The organism is Lactobacillus gallinarum (genome assembly GCF_002160635.1).
GTDB lineage: Bacteria > Bacillota > Bacilli > Lactobacillales > Lactobacillaceae > Lactobacillus > Lactobacillus gallinarum.
Genome location: NZ_NFKZ01000002.1, coordinates 18,635 through 43,655, shown reverse-complemented (window position 1 = coordinate 43,655; position 25,021 = coordinate 18,635). Strand labels below are relative to the sequence as shown.

General features: G+C 35.9%; 27 protein-coding genes, 1 tRNA gene, 1 pseudogene and 1 other annotated feature. Of the genes and pseudogenes, 3 read left to right on the top strand and 26 right to left on the bottom strand.

Annotation, left to right across the window (positions count from 1 at the left end; all coding sequences use genetic code 11):
* Position 1: 1 nt before the first annotated feature.
* From rsmB to B5E95_RS01305, 19 genes are all read right to left on the bottom strand, one after another.
* The gene (gene rsmB / locus B5E95_RS01395; RefSeq protein WP_081776568.1) at positions 2-1,366 is read right to left on the bottom strand and encodes a 16S rRNA (cytosine(967)-C(5))-methyltransferase RsmB; all 1,365 of its coding nucleotides are present in this window, start codon (positions 1,364-1,366) and stop codon (positions 2-4) included.
* Positions 1,317-2,261, bottom strand: coding sequence for a methionyl-tRNA formyltransferase (gene fmt / locus B5E95_RS01390; RefSeq protein ID WP_087235448.1), 945 nt, complete (start codon positions 2,259-2,261; stop codon positions 1,317-1,319). Before fmt ends, rsmB begins: the two co-directional genes overlap by 50 nt.
* 12 nt (positions 2,262-2,273) lie before the next feature.
* Positions 2,274-4,673: a primosomal protein N' gene (gene priA, locus B5E95_RS01385; protein WP_087235447.1), complete on the bottom strand. Its 2,400-nt coding sequence runs from the start codon at positions 4,671-4,673 to the stop codon at positions 2,274-2,276.
* Positions 4,674-4,722: 49 nt separating this feature from the next.
* Positions 4,723-4,947 carry a DNA-directed RNA polymerase subunit omega gene (gene rpoZ / locus B5E95_RS01380; RefSeq protein ID WP_003627587.1) on the bottom strand — a complete coding sequence of 75 codons (225 nt, stop codon included), beginning with the start codon at positions 4,945-4,947 and terminating at the stop codon, positions 4,723-4,725.
* Between the two features lie 2 nt (positions 4,948-4,949).
* On the bottom strand, positions 4,950-5,564 hold the full coding sequence (gene gmk / locus B5E95_RS01375; RefSeq protein ID WP_025005848.1) for a guanylate kinase: 615 nt from the start codon (positions 5,562-5,564) through the stop codon (positions 4,950-4,952).
* A 136-nt stretch (positions 5,565-5,700) separates the two neighbouring features.
* Complete coding sequence (locus tag B5E95_RS01370) at positions 5,701-6,141, bottom strand: ASCH domain-containing protein (RefSeq protein ID WP_025005849.1); 441 nt, start codon at positions 6,139-6,141, stop codon at positions 5,701-5,703.
* Positions 6,134-7,816, bottom strand: a complete 1,683-nt coding sequence (gene recN, locus B5E95_RS01365) for a DNA repair protein RecN (protein WP_025005850.1) — start codon at positions 7,814-7,816, stop codon at positions 6,134-6,136. Before recN ends, B5E95_RS01370 begins: the two co-directional genes overlap by 8 nt.
* A 10-nt stretch (positions 7,817-7,826) precedes the next feature.
* The gene (locus tag B5E95_RS01360; protein WP_056945479.1) at positions 7,827-8,639 is read right to left on the bottom strand and encodes a TlyA family RNA methyltransferase; all 813 of its coding nucleotides are present in this window, start codon (positions 8,637-8,639) and stop codon (positions 7,827-7,829) included.
* Positions 8,640-9,509: a polyprenyl synthetase family protein gene (locus B5E95_RS01355; RefSeq protein ID WP_087176431.1), complete on the bottom strand. Its 870-nt coding sequence runs from the start codon at positions 9,507-9,509 to the stop codon at positions 8,640-8,642. It lies immediately after the preceding gene.
* Position 9,510: 1 nt separating this feature from the next.
* Positions 9,511-9,753, bottom strand: coding sequence for an exodeoxyribonuclease VII small subunit (locus B5E95_RS01350; protein WP_025005852.1), 243 nt, complete (start codon positions 9,751-9,753; stop codon positions 9,511-9,513).
* A gap of 2 nt (positions 9,754-9,755) precedes the next feature.
* Positions 9,756-11,099 carry an exodeoxyribonuclease VII large subunit gene (gene xseA, locus B5E95_RS01345; RefSeq protein WP_087176430.1) on the bottom strand — a complete coding sequence of 448 codons (1,344 nt, stop codon included), beginning with the start codon at positions 11,097-11,099 and terminating at the stop codon, positions 9,756-9,758.
* Positions 11,096-11,941, bottom strand: coding sequence for a bifunctional methylenetetrahydrofolate dehydrogenase/methenyltetrahydrofolate cyclohydrolase (locus B5E95_RS01340; protein WP_087235446.1), 846 nt, complete (start codon positions 11,939-11,941; stop codon positions 11,096-11,098). Before B5E95_RS01340 ends, xseA begins: the two co-directional genes overlap by 4 nt.
* Before the next feature lie 59 nt (positions 11,942-12,000).
* Positions 12,001-12,393, bottom strand: coding sequence for a transcription antitermination factor NusB (nusB, locus tag B5E95_RS01335; RefSeq protein ID WP_025005855.1), 393 nt, complete (start codon positions 12,391-12,393; stop codon positions 12,001-12,003).
* A gap of 7 nt (positions 12,394-12,400) precedes the next feature.
* Positions 12,401-12,832, bottom strand: coding sequence for an Asp23/Gls24 family envelope stress response protein (locus tag B5E95_RS01330; RefSeq protein ID WP_025005856.1), 432 nt, complete (start codon positions 12,830-12,832; stop codon positions 12,401-12,403).
* A gap of 17 nt (positions 12,833-12,849) precedes the next feature.
* Positions 12,850-13,419 (bottom strand): elongation factor P, encoded by a 570-nt coding sequence (gene efp / locus B5E95_RS01325; protein WP_025005857.1) that lies wholly within the window; start codon positions 13,417-13,419, stop codon positions 12,850-12,852.
* Positions 13,420-13,500: 81 nt separating this feature from the next.
* A complete protein-coding gene (locus B5E95_RS01320) occupies positions 13,501-14,610 on the bottom strand; it encodes a M24 family metallopeptidase (protein WP_087235445.1) in 1,110 nt (369 codons plus the stop codon).
* Between the two features lie 112 nt (positions 14,611-14,722).
* Positions 14,723-15,013 (bottom strand): 50S ribosomal protein L27, encoded by a 291-nt coding sequence (rpmA, locus tag B5E95_RS01315; protein ID WP_007125344.1) that lies wholly within the window; start codon positions 15,011-15,013, stop codon positions 14,723-14,725.
* Between the two features lie 18 nt (positions 15,014-15,031).
* Positions 15,032-15,343, bottom strand: coding sequence for a 50S ribosomal protein L21 (rplU, locus tag B5E95_RS01310; RefSeq protein ID WP_003627604.1), 312 nt, complete (start codon positions 15,341-15,343; stop codon positions 15,032-15,034).
* Between the two features lie 14 nt (positions 15,344-15,357).
* Positions 15,358-15,438, bottom strand: a sequence feature (ribosomal protein L21 leader region).
* A gap of 71 nt (positions 15,439-15,509) precedes the next feature.
* Complete coding sequence (locus tag B5E95_RS01305; protein WP_087235444.1) at positions 15,510-16,877, bottom strand: DUF2325 domain-containing protein; 1,368 nt, start codon at positions 16,875-16,877, stop codon at positions 15,510-15,512.
* A gap of 133 nt (positions 16,878-17,010) precedes the next feature.
* On the opposite strand from B5E95_RS01305, the gene B5E95_RS01300 reads away from it, so the two are divergent.
* Positions 17,011-18,039, top strand: coding sequence for a branched-chain amino acid aminotransferase (locus tag B5E95_RS01300; RefSeq protein WP_289569738.1), 1,029 nt, complete (start codon positions 17,011-17,013; stop codon positions 18,037-18,039).
* Positions 18,040-18,086: 47 nt separating this feature from the next.
* Here B5E95_RS01300 and B5E95_RS01295 read toward each other — a convergent pair.
* From B5E95_RS01295 to B5E95_RS01275, 5 genes and pseudogenes are all read right to left on the bottom strand, one after another.
* A pseudogene (locus B5E95_RS01295) lies at positions 18,087-18,748 on the bottom strand (HI_0552 family protein).
* Between the two features lie 66 nt (positions 18,749-18,814).
* Positions 18,815-18,994, bottom strand: a complete 180-nt coding sequence (locus B5E95_RS01290; RefSeq protein WP_003547962.1) for a 2-hydroxymuconate tautomerase — start codon at positions 18,992-18,994, stop codon at positions 18,815-18,817.
* A gap of 71 nt (positions 18,995-19,065) precedes the next feature.
* Positions 19,066-20,862 carry a DUF2207 domain-containing protein gene (locus B5E95_RS01285; RefSeq protein ID WP_087235442.1) on the bottom strand — a complete coding sequence of 599 codons (1,797 nt, stop codon included), beginning with the start codon at positions 20,860-20,862 and terminating at the stop codon, positions 19,066-19,068.
* A gap of 117 nt (positions 20,863-20,979) precedes the next feature.
* Positions 20,980-22,173 carry a GH25 family lysozyme gene (locus tag B5E95_RS01280; RefSeq protein WP_087235441.1) on the bottom strand — a complete coding sequence of 398 codons (1,194 nt, stop codon included), beginning with the start codon at positions 22,171-22,173 and terminating at the stop codon, positions 20,980-20,982.
* A gap of 225 nt (positions 22,174-22,398) precedes the next feature.
* A tRNA-Arg gene (locus B5E95_RS01275) sits at positions 22,399-22,472 on the bottom strand.
* 154 nt (positions 22,473-22,626) lie between these two features.
* Between B5E95_RS01275 and B5E95_RS01270 the strand changes: the two genes are divergently transcribed.
* Both B5E95_RS01270 and B5E95_RS01265 read left to right on the top strand, forming a co-directional pair.
* Positions 22,627-23,523 carry an alpha/beta hydrolase gene (locus B5E95_RS01270; protein WP_087235440.1) on the top strand — a complete coding sequence of 299 codons (897 nt, stop codon included), beginning with the start codon at positions 22,627-22,629 and terminating at the stop codon, positions 23,521-23,523.
* Between the two features lie 8 nt (positions 23,524-23,531).
* Positions 23,532-23,888 (top strand): arsenate reductase family protein, encoded by a 357-nt coding sequence (locus B5E95_RS01265; protein WP_087235439.1) that lies wholly within the window; start codon positions 23,532-23,534, stop codon positions 23,886-23,888.
* A 49-nt stretch (positions 23,889-23,937) separates the two neighbouring features.
* Here the strand turns inward: B5E95_RS01265 and B5E95_RS01260 are convergent, their stop codons facing one another.
* A complete protein-coding gene (locus tag B5E95_RS01260; protein WP_087176582.1) occupies positions 23,938-24,198 on the bottom strand; it encodes a hypothetical protein in 261 nt (86 codons plus the stop codon).
* Between the two features lie 84 nt (positions 24,199-24,282).
* A complete protein-coding gene (locus tag B5E95_RS01255) occupies positions 24,283-24,891 on the bottom strand; it encodes an SHOCT domain-containing protein (RefSeq protein ID WP_087235438.1) in 609 nt (202 codons plus the stop codon).
* Positions 24,892-25,021: the final 130 nt, after the last annotated feature.

Sequence of the window (25,021 nt, the reverse complement as noted above, 5' to 3'; positions counted from 1 at the left end):
TCTAACCTCGTAATCTAAATTTTGCAATGAAAAATCCATCATTGCCATCTTGATCAGGCATTATTTTTAACATTCCTGTCTTGGACTCAAGCTTGCTTAATAAAAATGGTTTTAATTCAAAATCAGGATGAGTTCGCAAGAATTGCTTAACTACTTCTTCATTTTCTTCCATTGAAATTGAACAAGTTGAGTATACTAATTCTCCCTCAACTTTTAACAATGTGCTAACAGAATCTAAAATCCCTAACTGAATTTTTTGTAAGCTCTTCAAATCTTGCAAACTCTTGGTATAACGAATCTCAGGCTTGCGTCTTAATAGTCCCAAACCTGAACATGGAGCATCAACTAAAATTTTAGTGAACTCACCTGCATTAAACATTTCTTGCGCTTTTCTAGCATCACATGCCTTAGTTGTTACTTTGTCCGACACATGCATGCGGCGAGCATTTTCTTTTACTAGACGTAATTTCTTTTCATGAATGTCTAGTGCAGTTACATCACCAGTGATATTTTCAGCAATCTGGACAGTTTTCCCGCCAGGTGCACTACATGCATCTAAAACATGTTCAGCTTGATTTTTATCAAAATCAAAAGCTTCTACCACTAAGCTAGCGGCTTCATCTTGAATTGTCAACTCTCCTTGTTCAAATAAATCACTTTCGCTAATGCCACCATGACTTAAAACGGCGTCATTAAGAGATAAATTTGACCATTTCGGTTGATATCCTTCTTTTGTTAATTGATCAAAAACTTGATTTTTATCTGCTAGTGATGAAATTCGCACACTATTTTTGGCTGGTTCATTAATACTGCTTAAAACTGATTTTGCTTTTTGCATTCCCCAATTGTCAATTAAATACTTAACTAACCATTTAGGAACGCTTTCTTTAATACTTAAATATTTAACGGTATCCTTTTCATCAGGTAAAATCACACCGCGTCTAATAAATGCACGCAAGATTCCGTTCACTACTCTATAGCCTGAAGAATGATGTTTGCCAAACTGTTTAGCTAGTTTATTAGCTTCATCTAGTACAGCACGGTTAGGAACCTTGTCTAAGAATATTATCTGATAAAGTGACATCAACAAGAGCGGCTTCAAATATTTTTCAGTGATTTTTGTTTTAAGCAAACCGGTCAATTGATATTCCAAAAAAAGGCGATATTGAATCGTTCCGTAAACAATTCTAGTTGCTAAATTTTGATCAGCAATCGATAAATCAGAATGCTTTAAACTATTGTTCAAACTAATATTTGAATATGAGCCATTTTTTAAGACTTTAATTAAAGTATCTAAGCTAATTGCACGGGCACTTTTATTTGTCGACAATTTCTTCTCCTGGGGCAAATTTACTACCTTGACCATTTAAAAAGTTCTTAATATCCATTTTCTTCTTGCCGCTTGGTTGTACCTCGAGCAAGTTTAAAACAGTACCATTAGCAAAGCTAATTGCAAAGCGGCCCTTATTAGCTACTACGCAACCTGGCTTTAAATCAGTACTATCCTTAGCAACTTCTGCTTTCCAAACCTTGAAGCGCTTGCCTTCAAGCATCATATAAGCACCTGGATCTGGATTAAGAGCACGGATCATATTGTTAGCTTCAGCAGCTGTCATAGTAGGAACGATGCGTTCTTGTTCTTTAGTAATATTAGGTGAAAAGACTACCTTATCTGGATCTTGAGGAATCTTTTTAACGCTGCCATCAATAATCGAAGGTAAAGTCTCCAAAAGTAAGTCTCTACCTACAATTGATAATTTATTAAATAAAGTTCCCGCATTGTCATCTGGCTCAATCTTAATTGCTTTTTGAGAATAAATATCACCAGCATCCATTTTCTTTACCATTTCCATAATGGTGATACCAGTTTCTGCATCCCCATTAATGAGTGAATATTGAATTGGTGCACCACCACGATATTTTGGCAAAAGTGAACCATGGACATTAACAGCAGCAATTTTTACTGAGTTTAAAAACTTAGTTGGCAAGAACTGACCGTATGCGGCGGTGACGATTAAGTCAGCATGCATATCAATCAATTGTTGCATTTCTTCTGAGCCAGACAATTTCACTGGTTGAAAAACAGGTAAATTATGCTTTTCTGCAGCAATTTTAGCTGGGGTCTTAGTGATCTTTTGTTTACGACCAACCTTTTTATCAGGCTGCGTTACAACAGCCTTAATTTCATAATTATTTTTGATTAAGCCTTCTAATACTGGAACTGAAAACTCTGGTGTTCCCATGAATATTACTGATGTCATTAAAACAACTCCTTACATTACTCTTTCTGGTTCATTATCGATAAAAATACTTAAACCATATTTCTTAGCTTCTTGAGCAGAATCTTGAACATGGTGCAATAGTTTATTTAAATTTGGTTCTTTTTTATATTTTACCAGTATTTGGTAATAATATTGATTTTTTACTCTAGAAATTGCACTTGGCGATGGTCCTAAAATTATTACTTGATTATTTAAATGCTGCAATAAATATCTTTTTATCTTGAATGCTTCTCTAGCCGCATTTTGCTCTTTTTTAGCAGCAACTGATATTAATACTGTATAAAAATATGGTGGGTAATTGCCAGCATGACGCATATGCATTTCATAACCATAAAATCTTTCATAATCCTGCGTTTGTGCCAATTGAATGGCATAGTGTTCTGGATTATAAGTTTGAATTAAAACTTCGCCTTCCTTGTCAGCACGACCTGCACGTCCTGCGACTTGCGTCAGCAACTCAAATGTTTTTTCTGATGCATTATAATCCGATAACCATAATCCCGTATCTGCGTTAATTACGCCAACTAAAGTTACATTTGGAAAATCTAATCCTTTAGCAATCATTTGAGTTCCTAACAAAATATCCGCCTCATGGTTACCAAATGAATCCAAAATCCGCTTATAACTGCCTTTTCTCCTAGTTGTATCAACATCCATTCTTAAAATTCTAGCTCCTGGTAAAAGTTCTTCAAGTTCTTCTTGAACTTTTTGGGTTCCAGTACCTAAAAAACGGATTTTTGAACTTTGACAATTAGGACACCGAGTAGGAATTGGCTCTGTATGTCCGCAATAGTGACATTGCATGCTATTAGTATCTTTATGCAAATTAAGTGAAACATCACAATTAGGACATTTCAAAACAAAACCACATTCCCGGCAAAGCATGAAATTAGCAAATCCTCGCCGATTAAGCATCAAGATGACTTGCTCTTTTTTCTCTAGTCTTTTCTTAATTGCATCGACTAATTCAACAGACAAGTCAAATTGCCCACCTGCAAATTGAACATGCTTAAGATCAATCAAATTAACTTTAGGTAATTTTTTATGATTTGCACGTTTAGTTAAACGTAATAGATGATATACATCTTTTTGAGCACGTGCTCGACTTCCTAGTGATGGAGTAGCACTTCCTAGTACTAATGGACAATGGTGATATTTACTACGCCAGAGTGCCACATTTTTAGCATTATAACGAGGATTGGTCTCTTGTTTATATGATGATTCATGCTCTTCATCAATTATGATTAATCCAATATTATCTAGCGGAACAAAAACTGCACTTCTTGCTCCAACTACTACTTGAATTTCACCACGACGAATTCTACGCCATTCGTCATATTTTTCCCCTTCAGATAAAGCACTATGTAAAACGGCCACTTTATCACCAAAACGTGCCTTTACTTGCTTTACCATTTGCGGTGTTAACGAAATTTCTGGCACTAGCATCAAGGCATTTCTTCCTTGAGCTAAAGCTTGTCCAATTGCATGCAAATATACTTCTGTCTTCCCACTACCAGTAATTCCTTCAAGTAAAAAGGTCTCTGCATTACGCTGATCAATTGCGCTATTAATTTGGTCCAACGCAGCCTGTTGTTCATCATTTAAAGTCACTGGAACTGGCTTTTTTTCATCTTCAAAACCAGCTAAGGGATTACGATAAACTTCGACAGCTTTTCTTTTTAACCAACCTTTTTTAACAGCTGAATTTAAATTAGCAGCCGATAAGCCTAACCCTTTTATCAAATCACTTTGACTTTTAGGATAATCATCTTTATTTTCAATAATATCCATCATCAATTGCTTTTGCTTAACCGCATTTTGACGCAAAGTATTGTAAATCTTGGTGTATTCTGCAGAATCTAGCGCTAATTCATACTGATTTTCTTTTTTCTCTTTAGCTCTATTTTCTACAACATATTCTATTTTGGCATCATCATTTTTCAGCAATTGATGAACTTTTTTTATTTGCTTCAGATCCGTCATTTTAGCTAAATCAATGGGATTACCTTGAAAGAACGGCATCTTTTTAGCTTTTTTATTTGCAGGTACTAACAGTTTACGATAGCCTGCCCGCATTACCCATGGCAACATTGCTTGTAAAATGGTAATTCGATATGAAAAAATATTTTGTGCCAAATTTTCAGACAATTTTATTAATTCTGGTGTAAGTGGTGGCATTTCATCCACTGTCACTAAAAGATCTTTTAACTTACCTGTAAATTGACTTTTTGCCTCTATGCCTACTACAAAACCTTGCACTTTTCTTCGACCAAACGGTACTATTACTCTTGAACCAATTTTGACATCTTTTTCTAATTCAGCCGGAATATGATATTCAAAAATACGATCTGTTTGCTTGGTTGCAACATCAACAATAACCTGAGCAATCATCTAATCACCTGTAAAAAAGACCTCCACCCAAAGGATGAAGGTCAGTAAATTAGTCTTCGAGGTTAACCTCGGCATGAGCTGGGTCAACCGTTACTTTACCAGCGGCAATTTCTTCAAGTGCCTTACCAACTGCCTTATCACACTTGAAATGATCTAAAGTTGGTGGATCGCCAGCTTCAAGTTCATGTGCTCTCTTAGCAGCAAGTACAGATAATGAATAACGTGAATCAACACGTGACAACAATTTATCAATTGATGGATAAGTAATTCTCATGATTAATCCTCCTTGACCATCTTACGATAGTCATCAATTACACGCTTAACACTGACATGCTCTGCATCAACAATTGCCTTGATATGGTCTACTGCATTAGCAACTGTATCATTTACAACTGCATAATCATATTCTTCCATTTCCAAGATTTCATTTCGAGCTTGTTTAATTCTACCACGAATTACATCTTCTGACTCAGTACCACGATGTTCTAATCGCAGGTGCAATGTATGCAAATCTGGTGGAGTTAAAAAGATGAACACGCCATCAGGCATTTTCTCACGGACCTTAGCGGCACCGTTAACGTCAATCTCCAATAAAACGTCTTTGCCATCATGTAACATCTTTTTTACAGGACCTAATGGCGTACCATAATAATGTCCAACGTAATTATTATATTCTAATAACTCACCATTTTTAATAGCTTCTTGAAAACGTTCTTCACTTACAAAGAAATAATCTTTTCCATCGACTTCGCCGGGACGAGGCTTACGAGTAGTCATTGAAACTGAATACTCAAATGGAAAGACTTTGTTTTCAACAATAGCACTTTTTACAGTTCCTTTACCAACACCTGAAGGACCCGAAAGTACTAATAACAAACCTTTATCTGCCATGCTGAACTCCTCTTAGTAACTATTAATATATCTAGTTTGCACTAAAATCAATAGTTTTTCAAGTTTTCTCTTTATGTAGTTCAACCGTAGACGTCTCAAGGCATCAAAAAAGTAGACTGATAGCCTATTTTTTGCCTCAATCTACTTTTTCAAAAGTCTCACAAACTACTTCAGTATTTTCACTAAAAATAGTGTTTAAATTTTCTCGACATTCCCATGCAAAAAAATTTTCATGAATTTTTCGCCAATAATCATATGAGCGATCTCCTTCACCCTCTAAATATGCATGTTCAGCAGAAACATTTTTAAATGGCATAATTTCCACGGTTTTATTTCGAATTACGCACACTGGTTTATTTTCTCCATTTAAAACAATAGCATATTGACCGACTGTGGGAACATCTTCATCTGGATCATATACGCTTGTAGTAGCGGTTTTAATGCCACGATTAATTAAATCGCTTAATACATCAGCATCTTGGCTATTTCCGCCAAATGCATAAGCACCTTCTAATTCTCCCGGATTAACATGATGTTTTTGACAAAAATCCATCCAAAACTTATTGATACTATTCATCTTTAATACTCTTAATCAAATCAGCAGCGTTCTTTTTAGCCGCATCTGTTACATCTTGTCCTGCCATCATTTGAGCAATTGCAGTAATAGTTTCTTCCTTGCTTAAAGGTCCTATTTGAGTAAACGTAGAACCATCTTTTACTTGTTTTGCAACTAAATAACGTTGATCACCTGCAGCTGCAACCTGTGGAGAGTGGGTTATAGCAATTACCTGCTTGTCTTGACCAATAGAATGCATCTTTTTACCGATTGCGGCAGAAACACGTCCTGAAACACCTGTATCAATTTCGTCAAAGATCATCGTTCCAACAGGTTCAACATGACTAAAGATAGCCTTCAATGCCAATATTAATCTCGATTGCTCACCGCCTGAGACAATTTTTACTAACGGCATTAGATCTTCACCTGGGTTAGGTGCAATCAAGAATACAATTGCATCTGTACCTTTAGCCGTAAAAGTTTTGGTTTCTTCAAAATTAATAGAAAAGCGGGCCTTTTCCATATAAAGATCTGCTAATTCTTGTTTTATTTGCTCTTCTAGTGAATGGGCAACTTTTTCTCGAATTAGGTGCAATTGTCTAGCTTCTTTGGTCATCTTTTCTTCAACTTGTGCCACTTCTGCTTGCAGCTTTTCTTCATCTAAACCGCCAGTTTCAAACTGACCAAGTTCTTTTTGCACTTTAGCGTAAAAAGCAAAGACATCTGCCAACGTTGGACCATACTTTTTCTTCAATGAGTTCAACGTATCTAAACGATTAGTTACATATTGGAAACGTTCTTCATCAAAATCCATCTGATCCATCAAATTAGACAACTCACTACGAGCGTCGTTTAAAGCATACACTCCGTCATCAACAGTTTTAGCAAAATCTTTAAATTTTGAACCAAATTCCGTTAAATCTGTCGCTGCATTTTGTGCATCCCCTAATAACGTTGCAATTCCGTGCTCGTCATCATCGTACAGCTGCATAAAATAATTGGCAGTATCTGCAATTTTTTGATAATTATTTAATTCGTTAAATTCTTCCTCTAATTTTTCATCCTCATCAGGATCTTCCAAATTAGCAGACTCTAACTCATCATTTTGAAATTGAAGAATATCTTGTTTTTGGGCCAATTCTTGTGCATCTTGACGCAAATGACGCAGTTGATTAGTTAACTTTTGCCAATGGCGATAATCCTCTTGATACGCTGATAATTCTTCTTTAAAAGAATCAGATGCATAATCATCAACTAAATCAATTTGACGATCTTGATCCATTAATATTTGCTGATCATGCTGACCATGAATATCAACTAAATAATTGCCGATTTCACGTAAAACATTGATAGTAGTTAATTGACCATTAATACGTACTATATTTCTACCCTTGATGGCTAATTCTCGGCTAATCACTAATTGATCGTCATCATGAGGCAGACCATACTTTTCACAAAGCTCCGCAATCTTTTCTTTTTGATTATCAAGTACAAACAAACCCGTAATTACAGCCTTTTGTTCTCCAGAACGGATCATCTCTTTTTGACTACGGCTTCCCATCAATAATGAAACCGCATCAATGATTATTGATTTACCAGCACCAGTTTCACCGATAATCACGGTCATTTTTTCTTGAAAGCGAACTTTTAAGCTTTTAATAATCGCAAAATTTTTAATATCTAGTTCAACTAGCATTTTTCCACTCCTAGAGACTATTTACAGCACGTTCTACTACTTCTGCTGGGGTACTTGACCACAAATTACGACCACCGTTAGCTTCGTCTTTTTGCAAATGAATCAAAAATTCAATGTTTCCTTTACCACCTTTAATTGGTGAATAATCAACATCTAAAACATTAAAACCAATTTCCATTGCCTTTTGCATAGTATGTTCAATTACATTTTTATGGACTTCATGATCGTGAACAATACCATGCTTACCAACGTTTTCTGGACCTGCCTCAAATTGTGGCTTAATTAGACAAACAGCATCACATTGATCCTTTAGGATTTCATACATTGGCGGCATGATCAAATCAAGTGAAATAAACGAAACATCAGTCATCGCAAAATCAGGTAAGCCTTGATTAAAATCTTCAGGTTTAGAATAACGGAAATTCTGCTTCTCCATTACTACTACACGTGGATCATCTCTTAATTGCCAAGCTAATTGATTGTAGCCTACATCTAACGCATAAACCATCTTGGCCCCGTTTTGCAGAGCAACATCGGTAAAGCCACCAGTTGAAGCTCCAATATCTAAACAAATCTTATCTTGTAAGTCGATGTCAAAAACCTTCAATGCTTTCTCAAGTTTGAAACCACCACGAGAAACATATTTTTTACCATCATCTTTGACGTAAAACTTCTCGCCTTCAGGGAACTTAGTTCCGCTCTTATCAATTCTTTGATGATTATGATCTGAAACTAAGCCCGCCATAATTGCTCTTTGCGCAGCAGAACGAGAATGAAAGATTCCTTGTTCAGCTAATAAAACATCTGCTCTTTGCTTTGCCATTTACAACACCTTTTGATATAGATTCAAAAAACCAGCTAATACTTCTCCATTCAAGCCATGCAAATCATCTTTAGCTTGATCAATCAAATCCTTTAATTCCTTCCGGCTTTGATTAATTCCCAATAAAGTTAAAGTATTATTTTTGCCTTCTTCTTTATCCTTATGAGTAGCTTTGCCGGCTTCTTCACTTGTCTCAACCACATCAACTAAGTCATCATAAATTTGATATGAACGACCAAATGCTTTGGCAAAATCGATTAATTTAACTTGTTCAATATCGCTAGCCTTAGCATAAGTAGCTGCCATTTCCACACTGGCTTGAATTAAACAACCGGTTTTTAGCCATTCCATCTTGTTGATAAACTTAGCGTCATCAGCCACACTTGCATTATTAGTGGAATCAATATCAAGATATTGACCACCAACCATACCGTTAGGCCCAACTGCCTGTGTAATGATGGCAACTAACTTGGCAGAACGACTGCCTTCTGCTATCCATTGAATGCCTAATGGTAAGAGTGCATCCCCAGCTAAAATAGCCTCAGCTTCACCCCATTTTTTATGACTAGTTAACTTACCACGACGATAATCATCATTATCCATTGCAGGTAAGTCATCATGAATCAAGGAATATGTGTGAATTAATTCAATCCCACAAGCAATTCTAATTTCAGGCTCTTCTATTTTGCGTCCTAATGTATTCAAGATTGCCAAAAACAAAAGGGGTCTTAATCTTTTACCACCAGCCATAACTGAATAAGCCATGATCTGACTAATTTTCTTGTCATCAACTTCTGAAGCTAAATGTTTAGCTAGATAATCATCAATTACTGGTGTCCAATCTTCTTTAAAATATTCAAATGCTGTCATATTAATCCTCTGGAGCTGCTGCATTATTTGGATCTAGTTCATGTTCAGTACCATCACTATCAATCAACTTGGCTACAGTTTCTTCTGCACTAGTCAACTTTTTATCTAGTTCACGACTAATCTTTACTCCTTCTTGAAATTCCTTTAAAGCATCTTCAAGTGGTACATTTCCGTTTTCAAGATTAGTGACAATTTTTTCTAAACTATTTAATTGTTCTTCAAAATTATTTTTCTTTGTTGGCATATTTATTTCCTTACCTCTGTAACTGTCGCTGTAACTTGTCCATCTTTAAAATGAAGATTTAAATGATCATCTTTTTTAATTTGATTAACTGAACTAATAGTTTCTCCATCTTCATTAGTAGTATAAACAAAGCCACGTTCTAAAGTTTTAAGTGGACTATAATCATCAAGTTGTTGAACTACTTTACTAAAATCACTACGCTTACTCTTTAGATAATGACGCATATTGTCATTTAACTGTTTAGTCAAAAAATTTTCTTGTTGTTTCATTCCTGCAATTTGCTTATCAGGACTAACGCTGAGCAAACGCTGTTTTAATAAACGATAATTTTGCAAAGAATTATTCACTTTATTTTGAATACTATTTTGCAGGCGCTGCTTTAATAAATCAACTTGTTGAATTTGTTGATCATAAAGTCGGGTAGGTTCTCTCATAATTACAGAGTTTTTAATTCGATTTAAACGATCTCGTTTTTGGCTAATATTATTTTGCATTCCTGCAATTAACCGACTCTGTAATTGATGAATTCCTGCCAATTCATCTGCCAAATTAGGCGTCGCATACTCAGCGGCTGCAGTTGGCGTAGCCGCCCGTGCATCAGCTACTAAATCACATAAAGTAGTATCTGTTTCGTGTCCTACTGATGAAATAACCGGCATTGGCATTGCATAAACTTGCCGTACTACTTCCTCTTCATTAAAAGGCCACAAATCTTCTAGTGATCCACCACCACGACCAATAATCATTACATCATATTTATCGCCTTGTGCAGCAATCTGGCGCATGGCTTTAACTAATGAATCAGCCGCAGTATCGCCTTGTACTTGTGCTGGGAATAGATCAATTTCCGCATGAGGAAAGCGGCGGTTAGCTGTCACCATAATATCATGAATAACAGCTCCAGAAGCACTAGTTACGACTGCGATCCTATCAGGAAAACGTGGCAGTTTTCTTTTATGCTCTGGATTAAATAAGCCTTCCTTAGCTAATTTAGCTTGAAGTTGCTTTAATTGTTCATAAAGCGCTCCAAGTCCGGCCGGTTCCATATTCTCCGCATAAAACTGATATGAGCCCTGTGGTCCATAAACGCTAACATAGCCAACTACATATACCTTCATTCCTTCTTCAGGCTTGAATTTCACCTTATCAAAGTAGGACCGAAACATCACCACATTAATTTTAGACTTTTCATCTTTTAATGAAAAATACTGATGTGAATTTCGACGATAACGAAAGTTAGACAATTCACCTTGCAAAAACACCTTATGCAAGTAAGGATCATTTTTAAATTTTTGCGTAATATAATAATTTAAATCTGTAACCGTTAAATACTTATTATCGGTCATTTATTTTGTCTCCTAGTCAATTTAACTACTGCTTCCATCAAGAATTGCACAGTTAAGGGACCTACACCACCTGGAACAGGAGTAATATAACTGGCCTTTTCTTTTACTTTATCAAAATCTACATCACCGACTAATTTACCATCAACGTGGTTCATACCAACATCAACCACAACTGCACCATCTTTAACCATATCTGCTTTAACTAAAAATGCCTGACCAGTTGCAGAAACTAAAACATCTGCCTTTTTAGTAATTTCACCCAAATTCTTAGTTCTTGAGTGCGCAATCGTAACTGTAGCATTTTGTTCCAACATTAAAGCTGCTAAAGGCTTACCTACAATATTGCTGCGGCCAATAATTACAACGTTTTTACCTTCAAGTGGAATTTCATAATGCTTAAGTAAAGCAATGATCCCTTCGGCAGTAGCTGGTTCTACAAAATGGTTACCCATCCAAAGATGACCAATATTAGCTGGAGTTAATCCATCTACATCTTTATTAGGATCAATTCTTTCTAGCAAGGCATCCGCATCAATTTGTTTAGGAGCTGGCAATTGTACCATTAAACCATTGATTGCTGGATCTGCATTTAATTTATCAATTAAAGCTAAAGCTTCTTCTTGCTTTGTATCAGCCGACATTTGATAGATGTCTTGGATAATACCCATTTTTTCAGCACGACGCTTTTTAGTTCGAACATAGATTTTGCTTGCAGGATCGTCCCCAATATTTATTACGCAAAAATGTGGCGTTATTCCCTCATCTTTTAATTTCTTAACCTTTTCTTTAAGATTTTGACCTAATAAATTTGCAAATGCCTTACCATCAAGAATTTTTCCCATTATTTTTTCTCCTTATTACTAAAAAATAGCCGGCAAAGCTGCCGGCTATTCAATCGTTATTAAACAAAGTTTGCTAACATACCATTAATAAATGGTTTTTCTTTTGGCTCAGCAAATTCGTCACATAAATTTAAAGCTTCATTAACTGCTGCCTTAGGATCAATTTCATCACTATTCTTAATTTCAAAAAGTGCAACTTCCATAATAGCAACAACTATTTGACTTACACGTTCAAGACGCCAGCCCTTTTTCAAATGACTAGTTAATTCAGACTGCAAATCTTCACGATTTTCAAGTACGCCTTCAATTAGTTTCTTTGAATAGGCAGAAAGCTGTTTTAAATTAAGAGTTGCGACGACTTTTGCTTCCACATCTTCAGCAGTTAAATCTGGCTCTTGATTAGCCAAATATACTGCTTGCATAGCAACTTTTCGACTTTCGTGTTGGTTCATTATCTCTCTATTCATCCTCCGGAAACAGCTCTGAGGTGGTTTGACTTTCTTCAGCGTCATTTTCATCTTCTGGGAAAGCTAAGCCTACCACATGAACATTGATTGACTTAAGTTCAAGGTCAGTCATTTGTAACAATTGAGCCTTCAATTCCTTTTGAATTTCCATTCCCACTTTAGGAACATTAACGCCACTTTCAAGGTAGACATAAACATCAGCAATTAATTTATTATCTTCGTCAACTTTTACGTTAACGCCCTTACCGTGATCTTCACGGCCAAGAACCCAATTAAGTCCTGACTTTAAGCTACCACGCATTCCAGCAACGCCATCAATTTTTTCAGCAGCAATCCCCAAAATAACTTCTAGAACACTTGGATCAATTTTAATTTGTTCGCTGTTTTCTTCACCACTTAAGAGAATTTTTGAACTATCTGCCATTTTGTTACCTCAAAAAACTACTTATTTGCACGTGATACGTATGTACCATCAGAAGTGTTGATAGTTAATACGTCACCTTCGTTAATAAAGAATGGTACGTTAACTACCAAACCAGTTTCCATAGTAGCTGGCTTACCACCACCTGATGAAGTATCACCCTTGATGTTTGGTTCAGTCTTAGCTACCTTCAAATCAACAGTATTAGGTAATTGAATACCTAAAGTTTCACCTTCGTGCATGATTACGTTAACTACCATGTTTTCTAACAAGTAGTTAGCTTCATCCTTGATTTGTTCATTTGGAATAGCTAATTGATCGTAAGTTGAAGTATCCATGAATACGTAACTTGAACCGTCATTGTACAAGTATTGCATTGACTTAGTTTGAATATCTGCAGTTTCAACCTTTGCAGTTGAACGGAAAGTATATTCTTGGACAGCACCGGTTCTCAAGCTCTTAAGCTTTGAACGTACGAATGCACTACCCTTACCTGGTTTTACGTGTTGGAATTCAACAATACGCCATAAATCGTTATTGTATTGAATAGTTAAGCCATTCTTGAATTCGTTTACTGAAATCATTGTCATAATAAGTCCCTCATTTCTACAATTATTATCTTACCAATCTTAGACCGTTTTGGCTATAACTTCGGCCTATTAAAATATTAACTATAATGAAATTAACTCATCTTTAGGCAAAGTAGATAAAGTTTCAGGCGCTTGATCATGAATCAAAATATCATCTTCGATTCTAACGCCGCCTTTATCAGGTAAATAAATCCCTGGTTCAACAGTGTGAACCATATTATTAACTAGTTTAGTTGTCCTAAAAGGCAGAGCAGGTTGACATAATTCATGGATTTCAAGACCAATTCCGTGACCAATACCATGACCAAAGTATTTACCATAACCTTGCTCAGTTATATAATCACGAGCTGCCTTATCAACATCGTGGCCTGTATTTCCTACAACGGCTGCTTCAATACCTCGGCGCTGTGCTTCATGGACAATATCATAAATCTTGTGCATTTCCTCATCAACGTCACCTAAGGCAACCGTTCTAGTAATATCAGCTGCATAACCATGATAAAAACTACCAAAATCAATGACGATCATATCGCCTTCTTCAAGTTCCTTGTTACTAGCTACGCCGTGAGCCCAAGCCGAGCGCACACCTGAAGCAACAATTGTCTCAAAGTCTGGGCCGTCTCCACCATTTACTTTAAAAAGATAATCTAGTTTAGCACCAATTGCACGTTCCTTTACGCCAGGCTTGATCATTGGCAAAATACCTTTGAAACTTTCCATTGATATATCAATAGCTTTGCGTAAAGCAGCAATTTCAAGTTCATCTTTTACATTTCTGACACGTTCGACTAGTTCTTCAACCATTTCAAAATTAAGATCTGGATTTAATTCCTTTAATTTTGAAAATTCACTAGCTGAAACAAATTCACCTTCTACCAAAACCTTTTTGATATTCATTTTCTTAAGGGCTTTAGTCAATTCTTCATAGTCACTTGAATGTTTCATTATTACATTCATTTCACCTGGAGCTTGCGCCTTAATTTGCCCTGCAAAACGTGAATCTGACAAAAGAATTCGCTCACCACTGGCCGTCAATATTAATTGTGCCTCTTCGCCAGTAAAATTAGTAAGATAACGATAATTAGCTTGATTAAAGATAATCATAGCATCTGCGTTATGTTCCTTAATCAAAGCTGTAACTTGATTAATACGATGGTTAATTAATGTAAGTAATTCCTCTTTATTTTCCATAATCAGATACCTTCTTTGCGTAATATATTTATTAATTATACTAAATCTGCTATGGAAAATACCATAAAAAAAGACGGGTGGCACTAGCTACCCGCCTTATTTTATATCTGAATTACTTAGCTTCTTCAGCTGGGTATACAGAAACTTGCTTCTTGTACTTGCCAAGACGTTCAAACTTAACAACGCCGTTAACAAGTGCAAATAAAGTGTCGTCTCCACCTTGACCTACGTTCTTGCCTGGGTGAATCTTAGTACCACGTTGACGGTAAATAATAGTACCTGCGTGGATAGTTTGACCGTCACCAGCCTTAGCGCCTAAACGACGACCAGCTGAGTTACGACCGTTGGCAGTAGAACCGCCACCCTTGTGGTGGGCAAATAATTTCATACCTAAAATATTCATAATCATTTCACCTCTGAATTAAGCTTCAATCTTTTCAACTGTAACCTTAGTGTAAGGTTGACGGTGACCATACTTGCTGTGTGAGTGCTTCTTAGGCTTGTACTTGAAAGTTACAACCTTCTTTTCCTTACCTTGCTTTTCAACTTTAGCAGTTACCTTAGCACCATCTACTAATGGAGTACCAACCTTAACGTCGTCGCCATTAGCAACAAGGATAACTTCGTCAAAAGTTACTGAGCTACCTTCTTCAGCATCAAGCTTTTCTACAAATACGCTGTCGCCTTCTGCAACTTTGTATTGCTTACCACCGGTCTTAATAATTGCGTACATTTGTACACCTCCGAAAAAATACTTAGACTCGCCGAACTGAGGTGCTTCTTACTCAAGAAGACTTCTAACCCCGAGCCGTGCGGTTGCAGATGTGGAGGTCTCCACAAATACAACTCTTATAGTTTACTACCTAAAAAAGAATTTATCAATAAAAACAAAGCAGATATTAGTTATCTTTTGCTTCTTTATAGTCAATTGTTTGTGTTCCCTCGTAAGCAGGTAATTTATTTTCCGCACGATATAGTGCTCTTTCAAATGACCTATAACCTTTTGATGACGAAACTGCAAATTTCACCCCATATTTTGAAGCAAATTCTTGAATATTCCAAGTCGCATCATGAGCAGCATATGCTGTCATCAAAATCACAATATCAAGATCTTTAATTTGGCGTTCCATGACCTTCTTTTTACCTTCAAAGGCATCAATTGGAATCGGAATGCCATTATAACGATTAACTATTCCCTCTAAAACTCCTTCGTTTTGATTATCACCAATTGCAATACCTACTCGTTGATAGTGCAGATTCATATCTAATTTAGTTAATTCTTCTGCTGCTTTATCTTTGCTCTTGTCTTTCTTCTTATAAGAAAGGTCTGATTGTTTAGGTGGATCTACTTGATAAATCCAGCGAATTTGTACGGCATCAGCAGGATTTTTCTTAATGCGAACATCCCCAGTATACCAAGCTAAATCAACAATTGAGCCATCTTCCAAATGAATATTTTCACCTTGATAATAGCTTGAATCTACTGGAATGGTTATTGCCTTACCTCTGATGCGTAATTTTTGTCCTTTAATATTACGCGTAATTGCCAATTGTCCAGTTCGACCTTGCACAACCGCATAACGAAATTCCTCAATCGGATCATAATCTCGCGTACGTAATTTGCGATAGCCAACAACACGTAAAATTTCAGCTTCAAAATGAGGATTCTCTCGATCTTCTAGTGCTTCTACAATATCTCCGCTTTTCAAATTAAGCGAATGAATTTGTGATTCCTTAATGCGATAAACAATTTGACCATCATCATTAATTAAATTGCAACCAGAAAGTGCACGGATAACTGTATAGCGTCTACCTTTACGATAATCACGCTTAGGTTGCTCTTTAGGCTTCATCGCATCTTCAAAAATCTTTTTATTGATTGCCTCTTTAGTAGTCTTTGACTTTTGAATCGCTTGGTCTAGTTTGCCTAAAACATTGCCATAACGTTTACCCACACCAGGAACAAAAGTTAATTTATGTAGAGCTTCCAATGAAGTTTTCTTAGCTTTTTCATTCCCTGGTGTTTCGATTAAATTAGTTAATCCCATCAATAGTTGCTTAAATTGCTTCAAATCTGCATTTCGTTGGGCAATTGATTGAGTATTGGCATTTTTCTTTGGAGCGCTTTTTACTTTTGGTTTGTCCACATTTCCGCCATCAGCCATAGCAATAATTGCTTTGATGGCATTTAAACTGTTGGCTAAACTTTTGTCGTCTGCCTCCGTTTTATTTAAAATTACTTTGATATTATTACGATAATCGTACATATTTTCACCACTTTTTCAATTTAGCTATATTGTTTTATTTTTACTTACTTTAAGTATATATCAAACCTTTTGCTTTTTAAGTTAAGTCTCACTATAATCTAATAAAAATGATATTGAGACAACGAGGAGGACAATTATGGCTAAAACTCATCCCGAAGACTTAGACTGGAATAAACTCGGCTTTAAGTATCACGATTTGCCTTATCGCTGGGTTGATGAATTTAAAGATGGTAAATGGCAAGGCGGCCACTTAACCCAAGACTCATCAATTACCTTTAATGAAGCAGCTGAAGAACTGCACTATGGCCAAGAGGTCTTTGAAGGACTTAAAGCTTATCGCAGAAAAGATGATGGCATTAATTTATTTAGACCTGAACAAAATGCTAAAAGAATGGCTAACTCTGCAAAACGACTATTAATGGAGCCTTATCCTGAAGACGAATTTATTAAAGCCGTTAAGGAGGTTGTTAAAGCTAACCAAGACTTTGTTCCTCCTTATGGTTCTGGCGGAACGCTCTATATTCGCCCATTCATGATGGGGATGCAGCCAATTGTCGGCGTGTCACCATCTGAGACTTATCAATTTAGAATTTATGCCACTCCAGTCGGAGCTTATATTAAAGGACTTAAGCCAATGCCTTATGAGGTCAGCGATTACGACCGTGCAGCTCCAGCCGGTACTGGCCAAGCAAAAACTGCCGGTAATTATGCCAGCAGCTTAATGCCATCATTAATTGCCAAGAAAAATGGATTTGCGGATGCTCTTTATTTGGATCCTAAAGAACACAAATACATTGATGAATTTGGTGGTGCCAATTTCTTCGGTATTACTAAAGATGGTCAATTCCAAACACCTAAATCAGATTCTATCTTGCCATCTATTACTAAGCGTTCAATTTTAAAGATTGCGGAAGAGCTTGGACTTAATCCAATTGAAACAAAAATTCCAATCGATGATGTTGATCGCTTCGTTGAAGCAGGTGCAATGGGAACGGCCGCAGTTATTTCACCAGTCGGCTCACTTACCTACCAAGGTAAAAAGCATGCCTTCGGTGACGAAACCAAAGTAGGCCCAATTACACAAAAACTTTATGATACGTTATTTGGCATCCAAGTCGGCGATTTAGAAGACAAATATAATTGGATAGTTAAGTTAAGTTAAATTAATTTTATCAAGGATTTATCTCGATATTTTATCGAAGTAAGTCCTTATTTTTTATCCAAATTTTCATACAATGGCGCCAAGTCCATAATTGCCTGTGTAATAAAGTCTTCCATATTAACATCATGTTGCTGATCTCTAAAAATAAATTTCCCTATCAAAAACGTTGCATCTTTGAGATCTGATTTAAATTGTGTCTGAATATCGCTTTGCTTTAAATAATCATTTAATTTTGTATGCTTATCAAATTCAGAAGACATTTCGCCATTCCAAATATACCAGTCTTGCAAATCAATTTGCTTACTCCAACTAGGAATGTCAGCCAATAGTTTATTATATTGTTCAGGAGCCATTCTTCTTTTTTCACTCTTATAATGCTGAAACATCAAATACACTTGCAATTGTTTCTTATCCAGCATTACGCCAATACAAGGATTAGCATCTGCTAAGTCTTGCAAACGATATGAAGCCCAGTAATGATCGCGCAAATTCCAACCATTAGTCCAGCTCTCTACATGAACTTTAGCAAATTCGCCCGCTGGCATTTTTTTGCTACAGCCTGATTAACAGCCTTCCAAGTTTGCCATACGCCTTTAAATTTGTCCTTTAATTCTGCCACTTCTGCTTCAGTGTGCTGCATTTTGATCTTCTTAAAAGAAAATTCTGGTTGATCAAAAATTTGAAACATTTCATCAGTTAATTGCGTCATATTTATCCCCTAATTCTAAAACGAAAAAATAATCTTTCGCCGATGCAAAAGATTATCTTCAAATTATTAAGCCCTCCATTCTCCGCCTTGACCGTATGAATGCTTACCTAATTCATTAATAATGACATGAATATGTTCCTTAGGAGCGCCTGTATTTTTATGAACGGCTTCAGTAACATCCTTCATTAAGTTAGTAATTTGTTCGTCAGAACGACCTTTAATTAATTCAATGTGTACAAATGGCATAATTCATCCTTCTTTCTTTTTTCCTTTAATTATACAAGTTTTTTCATCGCTTTGTTTCTAAAATTCTCCGATTAAAAAGCACCTCCGCCGCTGCCGCTACCTACACCGCCGGAGGAGCCACCGGAAAAGCCGCCACTGCCGCCAGATGAGGACGACGAACCATAAGATACACCTTCAGAAAAACTACTAGTAAATTTTCTTTCAAAGCCATCACTACCCGTACTATAGAAAGAACTGCCAACGATGAAGCCAGTCGCATTCAATTCATCTTCAGAGAATTCAAGTCTTAATTGCTTTAAAACTTTTTTCGACAAACCAAAGGCAACCGCGTATGGCATAATATCTTCCCATAAAATCAGGTCACCGATATCTTTCATTTTAAATCTGCCAATGTCATCTAGCATCTTTTCAAATCCACGCACTTGACCAGTTTCAAGCGCGCCTTTTTTTGTATACAGACTAATCTTATTATTGCCGATAAAGAAAGCGATAAATTCAATGATAATTAGTAAAATTCCACCACCAACAACACTAGCTGTAGATGAACCAAGTTGGAATATTGCAATCGCCCAGGCAGCAATACTAATCATAATTCCTATGATAGCTAGACTACGATAGTGACTTCTAACCATTTTTAATCCATGATCTAAAAATCCATCTTTTTCGGTCTGTTTATATCTTTTCTTGCACCAGCTATCGAATTTTTTGCCTAATTTTCTGGAAGTATAATTCCTTAATCCCTTGGTTGTAAAAGATTTTCCATCTCCTACCTGTTTAAAGAGAAAATATAACAAATCATCATCTAAGATACTTTCATCTACAATAGAAATTCGATAATTGGTCTTCTTTAAGTGCTTTGTCTTAAACTCCTCAATTTTAATTTTCTTTTTACCAGCAAGTTGCATTAAATATGCTGTAAATGCCTTTGTATCTGGCCAGGTAGCATTATCTAAAACCTGAGCAGTTACTGGATCCACATTAGGAATTTCATAATTATGAGCAAGATCCCGCTCCTTTTTAGGTTTAAAACCTAATTTTTTACCAAAGAATCCCTTGATAATAACTGCTAACCCACTAATCAAAGAAACAAAGGCTAAGCCCCAACCAAAGTATGATTTTCTTTTTCTTCTTTCATTAGCTTCTTTGGCTAGTTGCGCCTCTTGCTTTTCAATCGCTGCTTTTTTATTCTGATCAACAAAATTTTTATTTGCTGCTGTGACAGCGGTAGGGAAAATCGCATGCACTTCGATTCCAACATCACCTGCTACGCCGTCTGCTTTCATAATGACTTTACCCTTTTGTGGCAAAACTTGAGTATAGCCATCTAACGAGCCATGAGCCCATGCTTTTAGCCCTTTTACCGGTTCAGGAAAAACAACTGTAGCTTGAGCATGATCAATGTCGGTATCCCAACCATTCCCAATAATTTTAAAATTTAATTCAGCAGTATCTTTATAATTAGTGATTAAATTTAAAATTTTATAAGAGTATTCAACTTTAATCCGGCTATCTTCCGAAATTCGATGAAAAACCTTAAACCTATAGGAATTATCTTTCTTGGTTAATTGATAAGTATTATTTTTCTCGTTATTTGCAGCAACCACCGGTTGATTATTTACCTTTACTTGAATATCCTTAATTTGCTGTTTTTGCGTTAAATTTTGTCGATAAAAAACGCCATGTGCATCGCTGTCAAAATCATAATATATCTTTCGATGGATCATAACTGAACCATCACGATTAACCTTAGCAGTAACATTCATATCAGTAATGTCATAATCAACATCAGCCTTTACAGGTTGAGTCCAAATTACAAAAATACTTATTAAACTAAGTATTCCTATTAAGTTTAGAAGTTTCTTTTTCATTATTTCCCTCCTTACTTTTTCCAACTTATTTGAAATAATCATATCTTGCCAACACAAAAAAGCGCAAGCAAATTCTGATAAACGAATTCACTTGCGCTTCTATTTATTTTTTATTAATTAAAAGTTACCACACTTAACATACATGTTTTTACCAATACGGTAATAGCTCTTACCATTAATGTGGAATTTTGAACCATATGTCTTAATTGGAGTGCCTTTTCTTAATACACGCCAGCTAGCACGAGAATAACCATTATTCTTATAAACATAAGCATTATGCCTTAAGACACGAGAGTTACCTAAAACATTGCTTGCCATAATGTAACGGTCTGTGCCAACTCTAATAGCGGTCTTACCATTATCAAGCTTAGTTGCTCCACCATAATAATTAATATTGGTATATGCAGCATATGAACCACTTACACGTTCACCCTTCTTATTGTAAACGTATGACTTCTTCATAATGTAGCCAGTAGTTGTTGGTTCATTGTTAGCTGGTTTTGAACTAGTAGCAGGCTTACTTGGAGCTTGAGAAATAGCACCATTGTTTGAAGTTACATTTCCATCAATTGACAATGGAAGAACTGCAACATTACCGTCAACGTTTAAGCCACGCCAGTTATCAGTAAATTGCCAAATTGATACACCGTCCATTGATGGGAAGTAATTAAAGTTAGGATTATCAATTCTACCTGAAATAGCATATGAAGCTACCCATAATGAGTTAGGGTACTTAGCAATTACGCTGCTGGTATCAATGTTGTTTTGCAAAACTGATGAACTTGCATAGAGAAGTGGCTTATAGCCGGCTGCTTTAATTTGATCCATAAATGCAATGATTGCGTTAGCAGTTGGCGTCTTACCACCATAAATATTATTGCCTTGACCAGTTTCATAGTCACAAGCAATATATGAACCCTTTGGCAAACCAAATGCTTGAGCTGCCTCAATAGCGTAATTTGCTTCAGCAACTGCTGCATTAGCATTTGAACTAAATGTAGCAAAATGATATGCCATTGGCATCATATTATTAGAAATAGCTGTTGAGATTTGGTTAGATGCTTTTGGATTACGATAAGAGGTTCCTTCACTTACCTTAACAATAGCAAATTGTGAACCAGCTTGAGCGTGACTTGATAAATCAGCACTTTGGTAACTAGCAACGTCAACCCCAAGAGCACGAGCTGCTACAGAAGTAGTTGCAGCATTAACAGTAACTTGTGGTCTATTTACTTGAGTTACTGCTACGCCAGCCGCACCAAGAGCTGTTGCACATGCCAGTTTCATAATAATCTTTTTGGTAGTAGTCAATCTTCTTTCCCCCGTTATGCGAAAATAATATAAATTCACACTTATTTTTTAAGAAATCAAATTTAGAATAATATCGTTAGCAAATTTAGTCAACAGATTAAGCTTCAATGTAAGAATAACTTAATTATTGTCATGAATTTGTATTATACAATTTTTAGTGGTCAAATGGTGATTAACTTATTTTAAGCACAAAAAAAGCAATACACGCAGTATTGCTTTTATCAGTGATCCGGGTGAGATTCGAACCCACGACCCACAGTTTAGAAGACTGTTGCTCTATCCAGCTGAGCTACCAGACCATTTCGTATGTTTGTATGTCCTCAACAGAACATAAATTATTATAGGTAATATCTTTTAAAAATGCAAGCATATTTTTCAAAAAAATATTTTTTATTTTTAGTTTGAGTATAATTAATTGTGAAAGCGTTTGTTTTTAGAAAAGAGAATAAGAAGATGGAACTTACAAATAAAATTAAAAACTTCCTTCATGAGTATCGCAGTAGTTGTAAGAAAAGCGATGATCATCGTGACAGTGATCTGCCTCATGACATCCCAGAAGTTGAAAGAATCGACAATTTACCTTACGGTCCAGACGAAAAATGGCATACATTAGATGTTTATCTTCCTAAAAAAGAAAGTGCACCCTTCCCTGTCATTATTAATATCCACGGTGGCGGTTGGGTTTATGGTACCAAAGAAACCTACCAATACTATGGCATGGGGTTAGCCAAGCGTGGATTTGCATTTATTAATCCTAACTACCGTTTAGCCCCAGAACATGCAGAATTTCCAGATGAATTAGACGATGTTGATCGTTACATGCACTGGGTCGATGATCATGCAGAAGAATATCGCTTAGACAGAAATAATGTCTTCATTATTGGTGACAGTGCAGGCGGTCAAATGGCAGAGCAATACGTTACCATTTTGGCCAATCCAGATTATGCTAAATTATTCTCATATAAGCCACTTAACTTAAAATTTAGAGCAGTTGGCTTAAACTGTGCCGCATCCTTCGTCTTAACGCCAGACAGCCTTGCAGGCGTGGAAAGTCTTTACTTTACTAAGAATGCAGTTAATAAATATCATGAACAGTTGGATGTAGAAAAATACATTGACCACAATTTCTTGCCTACGTTTTTAATTACTGCCAATAACGACTTTTTACACGACATGCAATTTACACTTTTCGGCTTTTTGCTTGGTCGCGGCGTTCATGCTATTTGTAAATCTTATGGTGATGAAGATAATCCTCGTGGTCACGTCTTTTTCGTTAACCAAAAAGACAGAATCGCAGATATCGCTAACGATGAAGAAATCGAATTTTTCAGACAACACATGAGTAAATGAGGTAATTTATGATTAAATTTTACGGTTATAAACGTTGCTCCACTTCTAGAAAAGCACGCAAATGGATGGACGACCATCATGTTCAGTATGAATTTCAAGATTTAGTTGCAGAGCCGCCTAAAAAAGACGATTTGATTAAATGGATGACTAAGTATCAAGATCGCGGTTTGAAATACTTCTTTAATACACACGGTCAACGTTATCGTGCGGACAATTTAAAAGAAAAAGTACCAACGATGACCATTGAAGAAGCAGCAGAAATGATGTCACAAGATGGCAAGTTAATTAAGCGCCCTCTTGTCGTAGATGACAAGCATCTAACCTGCGGCTTTAAAGAAGATATATTTGAGCAAACTTGGCTATAAAAAATAACCCCTACAAGACTCTATGAAATCTTGTAGGGGTTTCTTTACATTAAATCAATTTTACACATTTACTATGTTTATTCTTCATCTTGGCCCAGTTATTGAAAAACAATACTCCAAAGCCAAGGACCATCACAACACCTAAAAAGATAATCGCATTAGTGGAATTAGCTACAACTAATTCATGTGCAGCGTTAAAATCTGCTGCTTCGTTCATTTGAATAATCAGTCCTGAAAACAACATGGCTAAGCCGTTTAAGGTTAGCAAACCACACAAGACTGTTAGGATTTTCACTTTAATAAGCTTCATAAAACCATGTCCTTCCTTAAATATAATTAGACAAATATTATACACGGTCTAACTTCATAATCAAGAAAAAGACATTGTTAAAAATTATATTTTCAGAATTTGCTTCTTTTTAGCTTGAAATTCTTCTTCAGTTAAAATTCCTTGATCCAGCAATTCTTTCAATTTTTTGATTTGCTCAACCTGCTGATCAAAATCATCATCTTTACCCTGAGCAATTTTGGACCACTTCTTAATGTTATCGGCTAAAATCTCGGCGGGAACTTTATTAATTGAATTAATATCTAAGCTCCGATTACCGACAATTAAAGATAATTCACCGTACATAAGCTGATTCTTTAAGATGACACTTTTAACCTGCTTTAAATCAATAATCTGAGGTTCATCGCTACGTTTTTTCTTCAATATAATCAAATTACGATTGCTGCAAACAAGCATTACATTTTCACTATGCTCATTAATGCCAATCGCTGCATATTGAATTATTTCTTCATCTTTAATAGCTGCAGCCAGCGGTGCTAAATCCTCATCGTTAAACCAAATATCGAATACCCCAGCATCGATCATTTGCTTTTTCAAGCGCTCAGGCAAAGCTAATTTATTAATTTTTGCAATTGCTTGTTGTCCGCGCTGCTCAGCAAAAAATGATTGATTAGCATTCTTTTGTTTTTTACTAAATAAATCGAACAGTCCCATAAAAATATCCTTATATCAATAAAATCTAATTACTTATATTATGGACTATTTTTACTTTACTTAAAATATTTCTTTATTGATTTCATTTTTATTGGTTCTCTCACTTCAAACGGGTAAACTATAAGGTAAT